This window comes from Methylicorpusculum oleiharenae (genome assembly GCF_009828925.2).
GTDB classification, from domain to species: Bacteria; Pseudomonadota; Gammaproteobacteria; order Methylococcales; family Methylomonadaceae; genus Methylicorpusculum; species Methylicorpusculum oleiharenae.
This window is the reverse complement of record NZ_WUTY02000001.1, coordinates 1,509,150-1,527,888: the sequence shown is the minus strand read 5'-3', so window position 1 is coordinate 1,527,888 and position 18,739 is coordinate 1,509,150. Positions and strand designations below refer to the sequence as shown.

The 18,739-nt window shown below is 47.2% G+C and carries 16 protein-coding genes; 2 read left to right on the top strand and 14 right to left on the bottom strand.

All coding sequences use genetic code 11. The annotated features are described in order from the left end of the window. Positions 1–65: 65 nt before the first annotated feature. From GO003_RS07155 to GO003_RS07115, 9 genes are all read right to left on the bottom strand, one after another. Positions 66–476 (bottom strand): TM2 domain-containing protein, encoded by a 411-nt coding sequence (locus GO003_RS07155; protein WP_159652836.1) that lies wholly within the window; start codon positions 474–476, stop codon positions 66–68. An 83-nt stretch (positions 477–559) separates the two neighbouring features. Further along, positions 560–1,600, bottom strand: a complete 1,041-nt coding sequence (cobT, locus tag GO003_RS07150; RefSeq protein ID WP_159652834.1) for a nicotinate-nucleotide--dimethylbenzimidazole phosphoribosyltransferase — start codon at positions 1,598–1,600, stop codon at positions 560–562. After that, positions 1,588–2,115: a bifunctional adenosylcobinamide kinase/adenosylcobinamide-phosphate guanylyltransferase gene (gene cobU, locus GO003_RS07145; protein WP_231088856.1), complete on the bottom strand. Its 528-nt coding sequence runs from the start codon at positions 2,113–2,115 to the stop codon at positions 1,588–1,590. The genes cobT and cobU overlap by 13 nt, the downstream gene beginning before the upstream one ends. Positions 2,116–2,120: 5 nt before the next feature. Further along, entirely contained in the window at positions 2,121–2,564 is a 444-nt protein-coding gene (locus GO003_RS07140; protein ID WP_159652910.1) for a universal stress protein, read from the bottom strand. Between the two features lie 8 nt (positions 2,565–2,572). Continuing rightward, entirely contained in the window at positions 2,573–3,088 is a 516-nt protein-coding gene (locus tag GO003_RS07135) for a hypothetical protein (protein ID WP_159652830.1), read from the bottom strand. Further along, complete coding sequence (locus tag GO003_RS07130; RefSeq protein ID WP_159652828.1) at positions 3,073–4,977, bottom strand: ATP-binding cassette domain-containing protein; 1,905 nt, start codon at positions 4,975–4,977, stop codon at positions 3,073–3,075. Before GO003_RS07130 ends, GO003_RS07135 begins: the two co-directional genes overlap by 16 nt. A 46-nt stretch (positions 4,978–5,023) precedes the next feature. Beyond that, the gene (locus GO003_RS07125) at positions 5,024–5,545 is read right to left on the bottom strand and encodes a YcxB family protein (protein WP_159652826.1); all 522 of its coding nucleotides are present in this window, start codon (positions 5,543–5,545) and stop codon (positions 5,024–5,026) included. 170 nt (positions 5,546–5,715) lie between these two features. Beyond that, positions 5,716–7,023 carry an NAD(P)/FAD-dependent oxidoreductase gene (locus GO003_RS07120; protein WP_159652824.1) on the bottom strand — a complete coding sequence of 436 codons (1,308 nt, stop codon included), beginning with the start codon at positions 7,021–7,023 and terminating at the stop codon, positions 5,716–5,718. Positions 7,024–7,036: 13 nt separating this feature from the next. Then, positions 7,037–7,927, bottom strand: a complete 891-nt coding sequence (locus GO003_RS07115; protein ID WP_159652822.1) for an SPFH domain-containing protein — start codon at positions 7,925–7,927, stop codon at positions 7,037–7,039. An 81-nt stretch (positions 7,928–8,008) separates the two neighbouring features. Here GO003_RS07115 and GO003_RS07110 point away from each other — a divergent pair, with 81 nt between their 5' ends. Continuing rightward, the gene (locus GO003_RS07110) at positions 8,009–8,350 is read left to right on the top strand and encodes a DUF2782 domain-containing protein (RefSeq protein WP_159652820.1); all 342 of its coding nucleotides are present in this window, start codon (positions 8,009–8,011) and stop codon (positions 8,348–8,350) included. Positions 8,351–9,302: 952 nt separating this feature from the next. Then, positions 9,303–10,061 (top strand): VPLPA-CTERM sorting domain-containing protein, encoded by a 759-nt coding sequence (locus GO003_RS07105; protein WP_159652818.1) that lies wholly within the window; start codon positions 9,303–9,305, stop codon positions 10,059–10,061. Positions 10,062–10,368: 307 nt separating this feature from the next. Here the strand turns inward: GO003_RS07105 and GO003_RS07100 are convergent, their stop codons facing one another. The 5 genes from GO003_RS07100 to GO003_RS07080 form a co-directional block, all read right to left on the bottom strand. After that, positions 10,369–11,802: a PQQ-dependent sugar dehydrogenase gene (locus GO003_RS07100; RefSeq protein ID WP_159652816.1), complete on the bottom strand. Its 1,434-nt coding sequence runs from the start codon at positions 11,800–11,802 to the stop codon at positions 10,369–10,371. Positions 11,803–11,857: 55 nt separating this feature from the next. Next, positions 11,858–12,697, bottom strand: coding sequence for a VPLPA-CTERM sorting domain-containing protein (locus tag GO003_RS07095; protein ID WP_159652814.1), 840 nt, complete (start codon positions 12,695–12,697; stop codon positions 11,858–11,860). A gap of 177 nt (positions 12,698–12,874) precedes the next feature. Continuing rightward, entirely contained in the window at positions 12,875–13,894 is a 1,020-nt protein-coding gene (locus GO003_RS07090; protein WP_231088855.1) for a hypothetical protein, read from the bottom strand. Between the two features lie 778 nt (positions 13,895–14,672). Beyond that, the gene (locus GO003_RS07085) at positions 14,673–16,262 is read right to left on the bottom strand and encodes a fused MFS/spermidine synthase (protein ID WP_206444586.1); all 1,590 of its coding nucleotides are present in this window, start codon (positions 16,260–16,262) and stop codon (positions 14,673–14,675) included. 1,320 nt (positions 16,263–17,582) lie between these two features. Further along, on the bottom strand, positions 17,583–18,437 hold the full coding sequence (locus GO003_RS07080) for an HDOD domain-containing protein (RefSeq protein ID WP_159652812.1): 855 nt from the start codon (positions 18,435–18,437) through the stop codon (positions 17,583–17,585). Positions 18,438–18,739: the final 302 nt, after the last annotated feature.

The following is an 18,739-nucleotide window of genomic DNA, read 5'->3' as shown; positions in this document are numbered from 1 at the left end:
TCGCCTTTTGATGGGTTATCGAGATTGATCCGCGTTTATTCGCGTCTTTCCCGCAAAACATCGCGTTACTTTAACGGACGCCCTTTGGCATCTTTATCCATGTTTTTGCTGAGCAGCAGGGCAAACTCGAGAAACCCCCACAATACGCCATAACCGCCGGTCAAAAAAGTCACCACAATCTGACATAAACCGATCAGGTAAAAACCCAAATAAAACCGGTGAAGCCCAAATAATCCCAAAAAGAACGCTAGAAAAATCGCTATCTTACGGGATTTCACCGCTTTATTTTCCAGATAAGCCCCTACCAGCCCAACCGTAGTGACGGTTCCATCCGTTTGCTCAAACATCACATCGTCACCGGTTTCGGGCTCAGCAGGTGAAGTCCATTGGTCCAAATGAAATTCATAAAATGAATCATCACTTTTGATAACGCCTGTTTGCCTGCCTAAATCAAAGCTTTCTATGTGTCCTATCATGGTTCGTTTTACCTTCTTTTTATAATTATTAACGTTATCTGTAAATGATCTGCTTCGGTATCTGTTTCAGCGCAAAAGCCGGTTTACTCTGCACAGATACCAGCCTGCTCAAAAGTTGCCATTTCATTATGCAGCTTGCAAGCCATTTGTAAAACGGGCACCGCAACCAAAGCGCCGCTGCCCTCTCCCAAACGCATATCCAAATTCAGCAGAGGCCGTGCATTCAAAAATGCCAATACTCGCTGATGCCCGCGTTCCTGCGAAACATGTCCGTAAAAAAACCATTCCGCACACTCCGGAGCCATTTCAATGGCGATCAATGCGGCAACCGTGCTGATAAACCCGTCAACCAATACAGGCATACGCTGTTGAGCCGCACTTATGTAGGCTCCGGTCAATGCGGCAATCTCAAAACCACCCAAACATCTCAACATATCGAAAGGAGAATGTAATGCCGGCAGATGAAGTGCCAATGCTTCAGCTATCAGTGCGGCTTTTCTTTGGATACCTGCAGCATCCAAGCCGGTTCCCGCCCCTGTCAACTCGTGCGGACTGATCTTTAACACCGCAGCTGCCAGAGCACTGGCACTGGTCGTGTTACCTATGCCCATTTCGCCGCCTATGAACAAATGCACTTGCCGGAGAACCGCTCTGTCTACTGCACTTTTTCCGGCGTTTAGTGCCAATTCCAATTGCGCCTGCGTCATGGCCGGTTGCACCGCAAAATTTGCCGTCCCCGGACCCGCCCTGTCCACGATTAATCCGGTCAGATCCAGGGGAGCACGCAGTCCTGTATCGACAACTTCAAAACAAGCCCCCAAATGACGAGCCAACACGTTGGCTGTCGCGCCGCCGTTCACAAAATTAGTCACCATTTGCCCCGTCACTTCCTGAGGGAAAGCCGACACGCCGGCTTCGGCAATTCCGTGATCGGCAGCAAAAACCGTGACCTGAACCGATTCGATCATCGGACGTCCGGTTTGCTGTAATGAGGCCAGACGAACGGCAATATCTTCCAAAAAACCTAAAGAACCGGGAGGTTTGGTTAATGTTGTCTGTCTGATTCTGGCCTGCTCGGCAAAGGCTTCGCCTGCAGGCTGAATGGGCGCGTTTAGCCAGTCCATTTCAATACCTGCGGCAAACCCGCCGTAACCAGGACAACCTTATCGCAAAGTTGCGCGAGCTGCTGATGCAGACGCCCTGCTTCATCGACAAACCGGCGCGTGCCTTCACCGAGCGGAATAATGCCCGAACCGACCTCGTTACTGACCAGAATCAAATCGCCCGGCAGTTTGTCAACACACTCGATCAACGCGTTGACTTGTTGCTCAAAAAGGGTCCTCTGCACAGTGCCTTTATCATCAAACAAGATATTGCTTAACCATAAGGTCAGGCAATCGACCAAAATACAATGTTCAGAGTCTGCCTGCTCTTTTAGAACATCGGCCAATCTAATCGGCTCTTCAACTGTTTTCCAGTGTTGCGGGCGATCAGACCGATGCCTTGCAATACGCGCCTGCATTTCATGATCACCTGCGGTAGCCGTCGCACAGTAAACCACCTGCTTACCTGAATCCCCGGCACATTGCTCGGCATAACGGCTTTTACCGGAACGCGCGCCCCCTAAAATCAGAGTCACCACGCCTAATCGTCTTTAAGGCGAACAGCCAGCACATCACATTTTGCATAATGCAGCACGCCGTTGGCTGTAGAGCCCAACAGTAAAGCCAGACCATGCCGTCCGTGCGAACCCACCACGATCAAGTCCACCTCATTTTCTTCAGCAACACGCACTATTTCGAGTTTCGGACTGCCGAATTCCAGCCACTGACTGGAAGCGGGCACGCCCAGCTGGCCGGCTAATTTTGTCAGCCTGATTTTGGCCGCTTTCATCAATTCTTCAGTCAAATCGATATCAAAAGGAATATCCGGTCCATAGGCAGTATCCATTATCGGCAAATTGTCTACTACATGCAGCAGACTCAGTTTGGCTTTAAAACTGTCGGCCAGCGCTTTCGCGCGATCGGCAATCAAGTTACTGTTGTCCGAAAAATCAGTGGCTAATAATATATGAGCGTAGTTTTGCATCATGCCTCCTAGAGAGTGGCGGGGGGCGCTTCAGGGAAAAGAAACCCAACCAGCTGGTAAGAAGCCAGCAGATAAAGAAAAGAAACACCTAATCCGAATAACAATGATTGAGAGAGCGCATGGCGAAAAATGTGGCCACTCGCCAGCCAATGCCAAACGATGAATAACACCAGAGTAAACAGTGACAGGAGAGTAATATACCCTGACGCCATGGTCGCAATGCTGGGTAATGCAAGAAAACTGATAACGGCGTCGACGCCTAATAGCGCGCACGCCGTTTGTTCAAAGCGTTCAGGTTTACCCCAAAAAAACAACAGGGCTTTACTGAAGACGAGTATTAAAAAAACACCTAACAGTATTTGCAGCAGTGAATCACTGAACGTCTCGTTGATTCTCAAAACGAGAAAGCTGACAACCGAGTAAAACAGGATCAAATAGAATAACAATCCTCGGGTATAAGGAATATCCTGTGGTCCCTTTTTAAGCAGGGCAATATTGAACAACAGCTTTAACCACTCGTACATGCCTCTTGCGCCTCTTCAAGTTTACTTTCCGCCGTCAACCAGGCTTCCTCCGCACGCGACAAATCTCTGTCGACCTGCGCTTTTTGTTCCAACAACTGCTTTAAACGATTTTTTTCAGTCTCCTGGTAAATTGCAGGATCGGCCAATTGCTGTTCAATCAGAAATTGCTGTTGATGCAATTTTTCTACCGCCTGTTCCGTCCGTTTTATGGCATCGACTAATGGCTTGAGCTTGTGCCGGCGCTCGGCGTCCTGTTTTCTTTGATCTTTTCTGGAAACATTAACGACATTGCCTGCCTGCGAAGGCTCTTCCTCGCCTTTTTTCTGATCCGTCAGCCATTGACGATAGTCGTCCAGATCTCCATCAAAAGCCTGCACAGCACCATTGGCCACCAACAGCAGAGAGTCAGTGACCGAGCGCAGCAAATGACGGTCATGCGAGACGATGACCATGGCACCCTGATAATCCTGCAAGGCGACACTCAGGGCATGGCGCATTTCCAGATCCAAATGGTTGGTAGGCTCGTCCAGCAGCAGCAGATTTGGATTTTGATAAACCAGAAGAGCCAGCACCAAACGCGCCTTTTCCCCTCCGGAAAACGGCTCTACCGCTTCCATGACTTTATCGCCCTGAAAATCGAAGCCGCCCAGATAATTGCGCAGCTCTTTCTCTGTCGCGCGCTTATCCAGCGCTTGTAAATGCCATAGCGGACTCTGATCCACGCGCAATTGCTCGAGTTGATGCTGGGCAAAATAGCCTATTTTGAGCATGTCCGAGATCAGCAATTGCCCTGCTACCGTCTGCATTTGGCCGGCCAGCACTTTAATCAAACTTGATTTACCGGCTCCGTTAGGTCCCAACAAACCGATGCGGTCGCCGGGAGAAAGGGTTAAATCAACATTTTCGATAATGATTTTATCGCCGTAACCAATATTTGCCTGCTTCAGATTGATCAGCGGATTGGGCATTTTATCGGGTTTGGCAAACGTAAAATGGAACGGTGAATCCACATGCGCTTGAGCAATCAGCTCCATTCGCTCCAGCGACTTGATCCGGCTTTGCGCCTGTTTGGCCTTGGTCGCCTGGGCTCTGAAACGGTCAACAAAACTCTGGATATGGGCAATTTCCCGCTGTTGTTTTTCAAAAGCTGCTTGCTGCTGGGATAATTTTTCCGCCCGCATGCGTTCAAAATCAGAATAATTGCCAGTATAAATTTCAGCTTTATTGCTTTCGATATGAATAATGTGATCGGTGATGCTGTCCAGAAAATCCCGGTCATGGGAAATCAGCACTAGAGTCCCCGGATATTTACACAGCCAGTCCTGCAGCCAAATCACGGCATCCAGATCCAGATGGTTGGTGGGTTCGTCCAATAACAACAGGTCCGACCGGCACATCAGCGCCTGTGCCAGATTCAGTCTCATCCGCCAGCCACCGGAAAACGAACTGACCGGATTATTAAGCTGCCCGGGTAAAAAGCCCAGGCCGTTCATCAGCCGCGAGGCGCGCACCTGAGCGGTATAACCGCCGATATGATCCAGCGCGCCGTGCAGTTCTGCCAGCTTGATGCCGTCGTTAACTTGCTCGGCTTCAGCCAACCGCTTTTCTAACCGCCGTAATTCTTTATCGCCGTCGATGACATAATCGATCGCCGAAGAACTGACGCCTGGCGTTTCCTGAGCCACATGCGCTATTTCCAGATTTGGCGGCATCGAAAAATCGCCCTCATCCGGATGCAGCTCGTCTCTAAGCAAAGCAAATAAACTGGACTTACCCACCCCGTTGGCACCGGTCAAACCAATCTTCTGACCACGATGCAGAGTAAAAGAGGCACCGGAAAACAAGACTCGCGCGCCCCGTCTTAGAGCCACATTTCTAAAATTCAGCATATCGTTACCGTTTCAGGCACAGCAAAACAATCAAACATAATTCGCCTTATCCTAAACGATCGAGCATTTTTTCAGCTTGTTCGGCGAATTCATCCAGATTGCCTTTTTTTACCGTTTCTCTGGGAATGACCAATGCGGTATTCAATCCAATATAAATAAACACATAACGGTCGCTCTTTTCCACCCTCACTATCTCATCCCAAGGCATGGTATTTTTGCCGCTGGGCGACTTTTCAAGCAGTCCTTTAGGATCCAGCGTCAAGGTATAAGTGCCAAACATCCGCGATTTCTCTTTATAGGTGTAATTGGTGAGAATCTGGCGGCGAAAATCCAGCAACAAAATCTTGGGTGACAACCAGGCCCACAAAATAGCCAAAACGACGACGTAGGAAGCCGCCCGGATATCACCGTAATAAAAGTAATAAAAAGCCCCTATGATGAACATAACACCGGGCACTATGAGCCGGTTCTTTTTCAAGTTATGTTGAATGTCATCGGAGTTCAAATATTGCATTTCATTGAAGTGGATTAAATCTTCCTCCCGGAATTCGTATTCGATTTCAAACATGAGTGTGTTTATATAAAGTTAAAAGTTCAATTAGTAACAAAGAAAATCGCATCCAGGCTTTAGCCTATCAGCGTTGATCCAAATAAAAAGCGGTTTTTTACGAGAGGCTGACTGATTATGAGGCAGTTCATCGCTGCGAACAGAAAAACCGCGGCGTGATCAGTGGCGCCTCAATGCATTTTGATTTTGGCATGAGCACCGCGGCGAAACAGATTCGATAAAGTCAGCATGGCGGTTCTGAAATAGCCGTGAATCGCGACTTGATGCATTTTATACAAGGACAAATAAACCAGCCTCGCTATAAAGCCGCCGATGGTCACCGAGCCGATGAGATTGCCCATCAGGTTGCCTACCGTAGAATATTTTCCCAACGAAACCAGTGAGCCGTAATCCAGATAGACATACTTGACCGGCGGCTTGCCTTGTAGGCGGTTGATGATGGTTTTAGCCAGCGTTGTTGCCTGCTGATGAGCCGCCTGAGCACGCGGAGGAACATTATGCTCATGACCGGCCCAAGGACAGGCCGCACAATCGCCCAGTGCAAAAATATCAGTATCAGACGACTGCAAATACTCATCGACAATCAGCTGATTGATCCGGTTTGTTTCCAGGCCATCCAGTTGATGCATCCAGTCAGGCGCCTTGATACCGGCCGCCCAGACTTTCATATCTGCAGCTATAAACTCACCGTCGTGCGTTTCAATCCCGTCCTTGGTAACCTCAACTACACGCCGGCCCAGTTTCAGATCAATATTCAATTTGACCAGTTGCTGCTGCGTTGAAATGGCCAGTTTGGGTGGTAATGCGGGCAGCAATTGTGTCGCTGCTTCAATAATCGTAATTTTAACGGCGCCAGCCTGATCCATTCCATACACGGCGAGCAAGTGCGTCACTTCGTGCAATTCTGCCGAGAGTTCCACGCCTGTAGCACCGGCACCTACGATGGCTATGGACAACGGTTTATCAATTGAGGCGCTGCGACTGACATGGCGGCGAATGTAGAGTTCGACCAATTGTTTCTGGAATCTGAACGCTTGCGAGGTCGAATCCAGAAACATGCAATGCTCATCCACGCCTTTGATATTAAAGGTATTGCTGACACTGCCCACCGCCATGACCAGCGTATCGTAGGTGAATGTCCGGCTCGGTATCAGTTCTTCACCACTCTGACTGAAAGTTGGGCTGACATATACTTCCTTTTTTTCGCGGTTTAAGCCTTCCATTCTGCCCAACCGGAAACGAAAGCCGTTGCGATGCGCCTGCGCCAAATATTCGACTTGTTCAGTTTCATCCAGGGTTCCGGCCGCGACTTCATGTAACAACGGTTTCCAGATGTGCGTCGAAGAAGCATCGATCAGATATATTTCAGCCAGCCCTTTTTTGCCTAATTTTTGACCCAAACGGGTAGCCAACTCAAGACCGCCCGCGCCGCCACCCACAATTACGATTTTATGTCTGCCTTCATTTGTGTCAGTCATCGCTCCCCCTAAATCATTTACCTGCATTGGGTAAATTTAGAATCAGTCCGTCCGTTTTATCCCCCATAAATGTTTGAGGATAAGCGCCGTCCCATTTTTGAACTGCATTATAACGAATCAATTCCGTCGTGACCGATTTTGCTAACAATTGGTTGGCCTCAGCCTGCGCATGAGCTTCCTTGATAATCCGATACGCTTCTGCATCGGCTTCTGTCCGTTTGGCATTCGCATCAGCAATGGCTGCCATCTCTCTGGCCTCCGCTTTTTTAACCTCTTGCTGAGCCTGTTGCTCAACAATTTTTAACTGGGCTTTTTCCCGTTCCAGCTGTTCCTGACGTTCCTTGGTTTGTATGACGGCTATTGTCACTACATCCGGCAGCGTAATATCCCGAAACAAAACCGCTTTGATAACCAGACCTTTGGGCTCAAGGTACTCTTTTAGCCCCTCTTCCATATAGCTCTGTAAAGCTTGCTGAACATTATCCTGATAAAAATCCTGTGATTGCGTTACGGTTTTACCTGCCTCTCGTAATAATGAACGAACTTTGGGCGAAATATGTTTATCAACGACATCATTCAATTGCCCTGTTTCCTGCAAAATTTCAGGCGTTTTTTGAGCCTGCAACTGGAAAGTGATTGAAATATCCATGGAGGTTTTCAACTTATCCTGAGAGGGCACCTGAACCTTTTCCCAGGTATACGTTAATTGCCGCAAATCAAAACTGACAAAATTCAATAAAGGATTAACGATATGCAAGCCTTCACCGTAAGGTTCCGGCTGAACCCGGCCAAACAATGTTGCGACTTTATTATGTCCGGGCTCTACTGTCGTATAAGAATTCAAGACCACGACCAGCCCCAATAACAAACCGGCACCATAGCCCAAGTAACTCAGTTTTATCATCTCAATTTCCTGATTTTTATTAAGCATAAGAGATCAAACTGTAATAATATGTGCACAAACTCACCCTGACGATTGAATGCTATGCGCCCCTTGATCTTGTTAAGTCTGCTTGTCTATCCGGCTTTTCTGCTGGCGGAGCCACCGCCTATTCTGGACTCTGTCCCGGAACCGCCCGAACCGCCCATGCCGGTTGAAAGTGGTGAAGTCATGGAACCGGATATTACGATTATTCGTAAGGGAAAAAAAACGATACAAGAATACCGCATAAACGGTCAGCTTTACATGGTTAAAGTAATACCTGATATTGGACCGGCTTATTATCTGATCGATACCGATCGTGATGGCAATATGGATGTGCGAGGAACTGATTTGGACCGTGAAGGCATCAATATCAATCAGTGGAAAATTTTGGAATGGAATTGATTTTATGTTGATATTGAACCGTTCAACAATCAGGTTTAAACCGGCTAGTCACTAAAACGTATCATTTTTAGCTATTGGTTTAACAGTAAGCCAAATACCCTCGTAGATCGAAATTCGGCACCGGGGTGCCCGTCAAAGGACGCCGTAAAACCATCCCTGTAGGCTCTTTGCCGAACAACCCGTTGCCTCCTTAGGCACTGCCGAAATTTGAAGTGCGAAAGGTATAGCTCAAACACTTTACCCACCATCCTTCTCAACTGCTTTAAAACTCAAAGCCTTTCAGACACTCTCCTGACCTCAGCAATTCCCCGTTTGAACTTTTATGTGGCTTTGAGGTGAAGCGTATGGCTTGCGAGGAACGCCGTAGACCCCTCCAGGGGGGCTTGACGGCAACATCCCCGCAAAGCTTACGCCTCTCCCCTTGATCTTCAAACGGGGGTTTGCTGTTCTCAACCTACTCTATATTCTAAAAAGCACGGTCAATTGTTATACCCATCGTAGATCGAAATTCGGCACCGGGGTGCCCGTCAAAGGACGCCGTAAATACATCTAGGTAGGTTCTATGCCAGCATCCATGCTGGCAAAGCCTTTGCCGAACAACCCGTTGCCTCCTTAGGCACTGCCGAAATTTGAAGTGCGAAAGGTATAAACAGTCGAATAAAAATGCGTCATATCACATGCAACACAGTGATATGACTCTATAAAATCAATCCATCCTATTTTATATCATTGTTTTTAAACGTCTTTTTATATGGCGCATTATTTGCTGGGAATTTACTCCGAATAAATATAACAACAAACCAAATCGTTGAATGCTGTTAATCCGTAAAACCGAGCTAAGTTCATCAGCAAGATTGGGATTTTGTAAAAAATACAGATGATTTGCACCTAGCCGATTTTTCAGTTTCAACTCTTAATTTTATTAATTGATCGACACTTAATGGTTATCAATATGAAAAAAACAAAGTCTTTTACTACCTCGATTGGCATTTTTCTAGCCATGTCAGGTTCGGCATTCGCTCACGTTGATTACGCCGACTTGAACGCCTTCTCTACGCAGACCAATACTTTTTCAAGAATTGGCTGGTTCCGTGGAACAGATAACCCAACAAATGGCTGTAATCTTGACGGGACTGCGCAATGCTTGGGAGATAGCCATCAGTTGCAGTTCTTCAAATTTACGCTGGACCAGGACTCGAACGTGTCCCTCACTTTCACTTCAAACCAAACTGGACTGGACCCTGCATTCAGCCTCTACAAAGGACTTTTGCCCGATGAAGCTCATGACGACTCAGCAACCGATCCCTTAAATGCTGTAGACAGTAACTTTGAGCCGGTTCCCCACCCAACGGATTCCCATTACTGGAACAGCAATAACATTCGGGAAGGCCAGTTTAACGCACTTGGAAGCTGGAGCATGGCCAACGATGATGGTTCATGGAGCGAAATTGAATACCTTATCCATATGAACGACAATTCGCTGTCGAATGCAGGCGCTGTTGAAACCCTAAATTATTTTCTGAAAACCGGCAGCTATACCATCGCCGCAGCAGGAGCAAGCAGTTCCAGCGTTAATGCCTTGTTGAGCGGCACTATGTCATTCAACCCTACACCTGTGCCATTGCCCTCGGCTATAGGATTGATGGGCAGTGTTCTTGCAGGCTTGATCACTGTCGGCCGCCGCCGTAATTTCAGCAAACAGAAGACTTAACGCGAAATCCAAATTCCCGATGCCAGATATGCCACACATCGGGAATACTTTTACTCGCTTTCTTCACATGAAACTAAAGCCGGAATTTTCTGGAGTTGATTAAGATATTAAATTTCCTGCAGGAGTGTCTTTATTCGACCTGAATGATGTACTTGGAAAATTATTGCGGGCAACATTCTTGCTGACTACCGCTAATGGACATCACGACAGGCAGGGCATCTGAAGGATTTAACAAGTTACCACAGAATGATAACCACCCTGCTCACACTTTCAGTAAACAGGGTAGGTTTTTAATAGCAAAAACAGATTAGCAGCTGATTTTTCTAAAGAAGCCTCTTCGGCTGAAGAGCAGCAAACCACTGCCAAAAAGCCAAAACGCAGAAGGCAACGGCACAGGTGCCGCAAACTTGAAGATTTGACCGGTGGCGCCTCCAGGCCCTCTTTGACTACTCCCTAAGACATAAAGCTCACCTGCCGCATCCTGGCCAAAACCAAGAATCCACATCGACAAATCCATATTTCCGATATTCAGCTCTTCGATCGTGCCTTTAGTCAGATCACCAGCGAACAGCCTGCCACTCGGAAAGCCGAACGAACCCCAGTCACCGAAAACATATTTACCTTCCAGACCAGGTATGTCAGAGCCACGATATACAAAACCACCGGTTATCGAAAACCCTTCGGTATGATCATATTGCAATACCGGATCAACCAATCCAGACGGTAAACCGGCGAGATCGTCACTTACCAAGCCTGAAGCAGGATCGAATTTAAACTGCCCTTCCTTAAGATTCCATCCATAATTACCCCCAACAGAAATGATATTGACCTCTTCAACAGAGTTCTGACCAACATCGGCGGCAACCAACTGGCCATTCTGGGTATCGAAACTAAAACGCCAGGTATTACGTAAGCCGTAAGCAAATATCTCACCAGCTTTACTGGGATCGCTGATAAGCGGATTGTCTGACGGAATACCGTACTTGCCATTGGCACTATTACTACCGTTAGGATCGATTCGCAGAATACTACCGAGAACGTTTCCGGCATTTTGACCGTTACCTTGGGTACCGTGGCCGTTTCCGACATCGTTGCCCGCCCCGCCATCCCCTAGAGAAATATACAACTGCGTATCCGGTCCAAATGCCAACATACCTCCGTTATGATTCGATTGCGGCTGATCTATCCGCATCAGCTCACGGCGCGAACTGGTATTGATGATATCCGGGTTGAGCGCATCAACCTGCCACTCGGTTACCACAGACTGGTGATTATACGCAGTTGATGGGACAGTAAAATCAGCAGCCCCCGCAATACGCGGCTCACTGGTGTAAGTGTAAATTTTGCCGAAACCGGCACTGCCTTGAGTTGCATAATCAGGATGAAATGCCAAACCCAGGAGTCCTCGCTCATCATAGTTAGGATTCAGCGTCACCATATGCGAGCTAAGATCAAGAAAGGGGTCATCTTGCAATGCGCCATTTTTGATCATCCGCACAGTGCCTTTTTGGTCGGCGACAAACAATCTGTCGCTTCCGTCACCGGCATGAGTTAATAAATTGGGCGCCGTCAATCCGGAAGCCACTTGTTGCAAGTTAACATGAATAGATCCCTTACCAATCGCTTCCGGAAACGGATTGTAAGGGTCAAAGGGACTGGTATCAGCCTTTGCATCGGCAATGCCGGCTAAAAGGACAGCACAGGGTAAAAACAATTTGGTCAGCGAGTGTCTCGATTGCATCAGATAGGTCTCAACGGTTAGGTGTTATGGAAATTGATTAAACGACGGCGACCCATTAACTAACACTAGCCTGTCTGGCACGAATGAAACCGAAGCCTGCCAATGCGCTTCCGAACAACCAGATCGCTGCCGGCAGAGGCACGGGCTGAACGCTTAATGACATTGTGCCACTATAAAATGGGCTGATGCATGATGAGGCATCCGTGTTACATCTTTCTCCACCCGCTGCGATTGAATAGGTTCCGGGGGACAGAAAATAATTGGATAATATTTCCCCTGTGCCCGCAGCGGTATCATGATTACCATTCCCTCCCCAAATCAGGCCACGACCCGGATCAGAATCCGACGTGCCGGAAACGGCAATCACATACTGTAGCTTTACCCATTGCTCGGCGAAATTCGCCATACTCCAGTCACCAAACGCATCGAACTGACCCTCATAAACAATGTTCGCCGTATCCCGATAGCCTGAATGTTTCAGATAAAGGCCACTCGGGTCAGTATCAGTAGGACTGGCTATATAATTAAAGTTTTCGTCAACGGGATTGGTTTCATCAAACTCCGCCCAGTCGTGCGAACCGGTAAAAAAAGAACCTTTATAGAGTGTGAACGCGGGATCCAGACCCGCTGTGTTTTGAATAAAGCGGATGTCAACGTTTGCCGCTTGTGTCAATGTGAAACGATACCAGCGTGCCGATACGCCGCCTATAGCATGGCTGTCGCCCAAATCGGCATCAGTGCCGTCCACCCAGCCATAAGCTTTATAGCCATTCAAGGTGTGCGAAAACGTGGTAGTGGGATCAGTTCCCATGTCTGTAAAGGAGATATGGGCCTGCGCGATTTGGCTAAACCAAAGGCCGCAAAAAATGAGTATCAATCGTTGAAATTTGTTCATATCCTGGTTCCGGTTATAGTTATAAGAAGTGCCGGTGCGTCTATTACCTCACCGTCCGTACTTCTGAACTAAAATCACCGGACAGCGGAAATAGAAAAAGGAGCATCCCTGCTCCCGGCCTTCCTTGGCCGCGATTGTTCTCCAATGAGAAAAACCGTTAACTAAGTTCGTCCAAAGTTAAGCTGCAACCGCTTTCTTGCGACCTAAGCCGATCAAGCCAACCATGGCACTGCCTAATAGCCATACGGCACCGGGAACCGGGACTGGCTGCACATCCATGGCAATGTTGATATTGCGGGCGAGACGCAGGTTGGCATAGGCACCTTCGATAGTTGCATCACCTGGCCACGCAGTGCCGTTGCATCCTGGATCGCCGTTAAAGGCACAGGAAGTGGAATTTGGGCCAGGGACCCCCAATTGAACCGCAGTGAATAGGCTGTTCAGATCATTCAGACTGGCACCGCCGATTGTCAGCGTATAAGTGCCTGGACCGAGAATACCATTCCAGCTTACGCTGTTATCGACGTTACCATCGGCATACGCTCCGCTGGCCATATCGGCAACGGCATCAATAAATGTAACGCCGCTTACCAGGCCATTATTGTTGCCCATTTCAAAGTTACCGTCGGATTTGAATACACCCCATTTATCAAAGCTGGAGCCGCCGCCGTTGGCAACGATTTCGTCGTTGGCATCATAGAAAGGTGACCAGGAAGCATAGCCGGGGTGAGCTGCCAGGTAAGCATTATTTGCTGGTGTTTGCAAAGCTGTAATTGCATCAGGAGACAAGCCATTGGTATCGCCCACTCCATCATGAGAAGAAGCTGGCACCAGACCGCTATAAATAGACACGCCAGGATTTAAAATTGAAGCTCCGTTGCTGTTAATGCCGCCACTCACTGTGAAATTTACAGCCGACTGCTGAGTCAGAGTAAAGAAACGAAAACGGTTGTTGTGGGTATCGCCGAAGGTGTCCAGAGCCTCGGTCCGGTTAACACCGTTATCGCTCAAGCCGGATATCCAGCCTGCGTTACTCGATGCTGTCGGATTTAAGCCACCGGAACCGGCGCCTGCATAGGTATTGGTGGCTTGATCGTACAACGCGGTTCCGTAACCGACATGTGCAGAAGCCAAGTTAGTAAAAAGAGCCAAACTTACCGCTGAAACTGCTTTAAGCAGGTGTATTCTGTTAACCATATAAAATCCCCTTTTAAACTGGTAATGTTTTGATTGTGTTTTTTATTTTTTGTAGAACACGTCCGTATAGCTTTTGATACAAGTAAAGCAATAATAATTTCTACAGACTTATACATAACACTTTTTATGCCAAACAACACAAACAATTCAATATCAATTACTTATTGCCACCATACCAATAAAAAATGTGACCGTCTTCTAATTAAACTGTGTTAAATAACGTGCCCAATTGGCGATATATCCGTGTGTTTATGTAAAGATTTAAGCATCCCTGCTGTCCCAATGACAAGCCGGCTGATACCCATTTCCCGCGGTAGCGGTAAAAGCCTCTAAATCAAAATAATAGCAATCTGCACAGGAAATCCCCGCAATTCCCGGTTTGATGATTAAGAGGGAGAGGCTTAAGCTTTGCGGGCTTGACGGCAACCGTCAAGCCCCCATGGATGGGTCTACGGCATTCCTCGTAAGGCTTGCGCCAACCCTCAAAGCCACATTAAAAGTTCAAACAGGAAATTGCTGCAGGAAGTCCAGTTGCTGCTTAACGCAAAAGACTGAAGCAAATTATGAAGGAATACAGGATCGCAGGTAAGCGGGAGCTTATGACGAAAGGACTGAGCCGGGAAAAATCAAAACTAGGCAAAGCAAAAAAATCACTGTTTTGCCCCCCTTCAGCTGGAAAAGCCTCAGAAGCTGCAGCAACCAACTCCAGACAGCCGCCTGGAGATAATCCATGGAGGCGTGAAACATGAAAATCAGACGGCAATGTTTCTATGCATCACTACAGAATTTGCAACAATTCCGGGGCAACTCGCTGTATAAACACTTCACGATAATTTTCCGCCTTGCGTAATTGCATACTTTCTACCGGATTGTAATCGTCAGTGAATACGATGGCAGTTGGAGAGTCTTTAAAATGATATTCATGATCGAGCAGCCAACTCACCCTAAATTCGCTGCTATTTCTGTCCAATAATAAAGGTTCAGCCGAGGCTAAAAAAATAAAATCGGTGAATTCTTCTTTATCAGTAATGAACACTCGGATATTGGGCAGCACTGTCTGCAGCGTTTTATAAACTGATTGAACCGCATCGGACCCCTCGCCCTTGGTGAAACCGACATAGTTCAACGCCAGAATCCCGGACTTGGTCAGCAAACCACGCAACTGAGTCAACATTTCCTGAGTTAACAGATGTGTAGGCTCGGAACCGCCGGTAAAGCAGTCATGGATAATAAAATCATAGCGCTTGTGTAACTGACGGATTTCATATCTTGCATCGCCTACAATGAAATCTCCGGTAGGTTTAAAATTGAAATAATCCAGCGAAGCTTGAGCCACTGCCGAATCAATCTCGATGGTATCAGTTGTAACGCCTTTTGATTTTAGCTCCTTGGCCACATGGCCGCCGCCTAAACCAATCAGCAGCGCCTGTTCTGCCTTGGGTCGAAATTGCTGCAAACCACCCAAAACCCATTGATAACTCAACAAACTGTGACCGCTACGCTTGTCAACAGCACTCAATACCGACGCATCTGACAACAACATCCGGTACCCCTTGTTGACATCTTCGACCACCCGAACCCAGCCATAGATACTCTCCTCCTCATGCAGCATATTGAAGCCCGACGTCTTCCCTTCAGATTTTGCAAAACCGTTTGTAGCCATGACAACAGAGATTACAGCGATAATAGCCAGTGGCAGGATAGAACCGGAGGATTGTTTTTTCTGGCGATTATCCAGCACCACCCAAAATGCAGCCAGCATCAGTAACACCAGACTTAGACTGAACACAATTGTTCGTGAGCCAAATTGCGGCAACAGATAAAAGCCAAGCAAGACTGTTCCCAGTACGCTGCCGACAGTACTTACGGCATAGACTGAACCTGCAGCAGTGCCTACCCCCTTCAAATCCCTGGTAGCCATTTTGATGACGAAGGGCCCAAACATGGCTAAGGCCGTCAAGGGCGTCCCAAACAAGATAAAAGAAGAAACGAACGCACCGGCACGCAAACCCAATGGATTTGTCATCGTCAGTACCGGTCCACTGATAAACGGAATGATGACTGTGGCAAAAGCGGCAATCATGGCTACATGCGACAAACGCAAGCGCTGGAAACGGTCAGCGCAATATCCCCCGAGATAATAACCGATCGCCAGAGCAATCATGGTTACCGTGATCAAAGAGGACCAGACATAGAGACTGACTCCGTAAAAAGGCGCGATAATACGTGTACCAAGAAGCTCCAAAATCATTACTGCTCCCCCGCTGATCGTAACGGTTGAAAACAAAATGGCTTTATTGAGTCCTGGTGAACAGGTCTGCTGATTTGAAATCGCAAATGCAGACTTGGCAGATTTATTTTTGGTCATAATTTAGGGTGGGGGGCGGTCGAAAAGTGAAGAAAACCGGTGGAATTGATCCAAAAATCAGCGCCATTACTTCGGTCACGGTTCATTATTTTGTGCGTATGACTATGGCTTGGGAACAAGCAAACGACAACGTCATCCATGCCTGACATATAATTCAAATCAGCTGAATAGCGTTCGTATCACAGCAATGACGCTAATTCTTCTAAGTGAGCGGTCGACAAGACAGACGATTCTCAAAAGTCTACGCAAGGCCATTTGATGATGCCTCACCTTTCTTAACAATATCACTTCTACTTCAACCAATCCTGAGTCCGGACCACCCAACAGTTTGCTGGCTTTTTAAGCAATCTATAGGCCAAAGCCTTGCCAATCAACACGTCCGTCTATAAGCATGCGCTTAATCGACTCTATTGACGTCACTCACGCGGATTTTCACATTGAATAATCCGTTTTTACTGAGTTTGTCGAAGGACAAGCCACAAACGGCTCTTTTACTACAACCGGTCAAAACTCAATTGACTGGCTATTAGAGCTTTTTATCGTCGTTTAGGGGGCAAGGCAAGTTTGGCGAGGCACGCCGCCCCCCTGGGGGCTTGACGATAGCAATCCTGCTATCGACATCCTCGCCAAACTCACCTTACCCCTTCTTTGGTGTCAAATTGGGAATTATGGCTATCAGCGATACAGACTTGAAATAACGTCCCGATTACTAGACCCATCGTAGATCGAAATTCGGCACCGGGGTGCCCGTCAAAGGACGCCGTAAAACCATCCCTGTAGGCTCTATGCCAGTATCCCTGCTGGCAAAGCCTTTGCCGAACAACCCGTTGCCTCCTTAGGCACTGCCGAAATTTGAAGTGCGAAAGGTATAAATTTTTTTAGAGGCAATTTAAATCTTCCCTTGTTTGATCAAACTTAAAAAACCATAGGGCATATCACTCAAAACGTTAGACAATTTAAGTTATATGACATAATTCAGTATGTAAAAAAACTCTAATAAACTTATTTAAAAACAATGTATTACGCACCCGCATTGAAGCATATAATTAAACTATAATGAAGATTGAGCCAATTATTGATTGCGGAAAAAAGAGTATTGAAGTTCTAATCAAGAGATAGTGAGTACCGGCCGGCATGCCGCAGGATTCCGGTTTAGCTGAAGGTACTTTATAACCAGGAAAACAATAAGCGATTGACTTGCTCTTTTATGATGAAGAGTGTCCGGTATTTAGAGCAGGCATCACTTATTCGAAAAAGGCGTGCATGCGCTCAAATAAATCAGGGAGTGGGCTTCAGACAATGTCCGAAGATTGAATAGCCTCAAAATAAGTCATTGGCCATAGTCAGGAATTTATTGAATTTTGCCCCCAGATTTTCGTAGACCTCATTAAAATAGTGGGGATCGACAGCCAATTCCGTAAGGCGAGGCTCATCGGGCAAAGTTTCCTGGCCATCAAACAAATGCTGCACCGCCTGAACAACGCAACCCACCAGCGTTGAAACCTGCCAAAATTCCTCGTGATAAGCGGCTTCGTGATGGTGTCCCATAGCAACCACAAACACTTTTGGCAATCCCCATGCATTGCCGACCAGAGAACCGATTTCACAGTAGTCTGTTTTTGCCTTAAGCCGCAACGCCTCCATAATGGTCAGATGATCATGACTGACTGCCTGAAAAGCTTCATGCGTTTCTTTGGGCATCACGTCGGCCAAACACAGCAAGCCCAAGTTGTGGAGAAGACCCGCTGTCTGGGCCGTTTGATGAAACATCGCGTTATGTTCGTAGCCCAAGACACCTGCGGCTAATAAACCGGAACCTTCCGCTACCAGCATGCTACTGGCCCAAAATTGCTTTAAGTTAAATGCGGGACAATTGGCTGTATTAAACGGCGCAATAATGGCCAAGCCCAGACTGACGCTACGTACAACATTTAAGCCTAAGCGCGCGCATGCATTTTCAACCGTCAGAACCGGTATTACCGGCGCAGCCCAGGCTGAATTGGCTAAAGCCAGCAAACGCGCGGCAATACTGGGGTGTTGATTGACAACAATAGATAATTCCCGGAAACCGATATCTTCGCTGGTTAGCGCTTTTATCAGTTGCAAAGCAGAATTGGGTAACACCGGAATTCTCAGATGATGCGCAATGTGTTCTGCTATAGGATTATTTTCCATAAACGGCCTTAAATACTGTTAACCCTACATCTTAAAGGCAGCAAGACCGATTTTTTCAAGTAATCGTCTTGGAAATTGGTCATTAAGCGAGCCAATAATCGTCATCTATACACACACTGTTCCAGTAAAAAGAAAATAGAAAGGTTATCAACCCGGCCGCAACAATAGAAACCGGCTTAAATCCTGGCCCGTAATAAGTCAGTATAGATGCCTCGCCTTAAATAGGCTAAGAGTAAATCCGGCCATCCTGATACAAACTCAGAAAAACGGATTTACATTTACCTGTCAAAATACAATGACTG

Coding starts and splice junctions, on each gene's coding strand:
- GO003_RS07155 (WP_159652836.1), bottom strand. CDS start 476: ATGATAGGACACATAGAAAGCTTTGATTTAGGCAGGCAAACAGGCGTT.
- cobT (WP_159652834.1), bottom strand. CDS start 1,600: ATGGACTGGCTAAACGCGCCCATTCAGCCTGCAGGCGAAGCCTTTGCC.
- GO003_RS07140 (WP_159652910.1), bottom strand. CDS start 2,564: ATGCAAAACTACGCTCATATATTATTAGCCACTGATTTTTCGGACAAC.
- GO003_RS07135 (WP_159652830.1), bottom strand. CDS start 3,088: ATGTACGAGTGGTTAAAGCTGTTGTTCAATATTGCCCTGCTTAAAAAG.
- GO003_RS07130 (WP_159652828.1), bottom strand. CDS start 4,977: ATGCTGAATTTTAGAAATGTGGCTCTAAGACGGGGCGCGCGAGTCTTG.
- GO003_RS07125 (WP_159652826.1), bottom strand. CDS start 5,545: ATGTTTGAAATCGAATACGAATTCCGGGAGGAAGATTTAATCCACTTC.
- GO003_RS07120 (WP_159652824.1), bottom strand. CDS start 7,023: ATGACTGACACAAATGAAGGCAGACATAAAATCGTAATTGTGGGTGGC.
- GO003_RS07115 (WP_159652822.1), bottom strand. CDS start 7,927: ATGATAAAACTGAGTTACTTGGGCTATGGTGCCGGTTTGTTATTGGGG.
- GO003_RS07110 (WP_159652820.1), top strand. CDS start 8,009: ATGCGCCCCTTGATCTTGTTAAGTCTGCTTGTCTATCCGGCTTTTCTG.
- GO003_RS07105 (WP_159652818.1), top strand. CDS start 9,303: ATGAAAAAAACAAAGTCTTTTACTACCTCGATTGGCATTTTTCTAGCC.
- GO003_RS07100 (WP_159652816.1), bottom strand. CDS start 11,802: ATGCAATCGAGACACTCGCTGACCAAATTGTTTTTACCCTGTGCTGTC.
- GO003_RS07095 (WP_159652814.1), bottom strand. CDS start 12,697: ATGAACAAATTTCAACGATTGATACTCATTTTTTGCGGCCTTTGGTTT.
- GO003_RS07090 (WP_231088855.1), bottom strand. CDS start 13,894: ATGGTTAACAGAATACACCTGCTTAAAGCAGTTTCAGCGGTAAGTTTG.
- GO003_RS07085 (WP_206444586.1), bottom strand. CDS start 16,262: ATGACCAAAAATAAATCTGCCAAGTCTGCATTTGCGATTTCAAATCAG.
- GO003_RS07080 (WP_159652812.1), bottom strand. CDS start 18,437: ATGGAAAATAATCCTATAGCAGAACACATTGCGCATCATCTGAGAATT.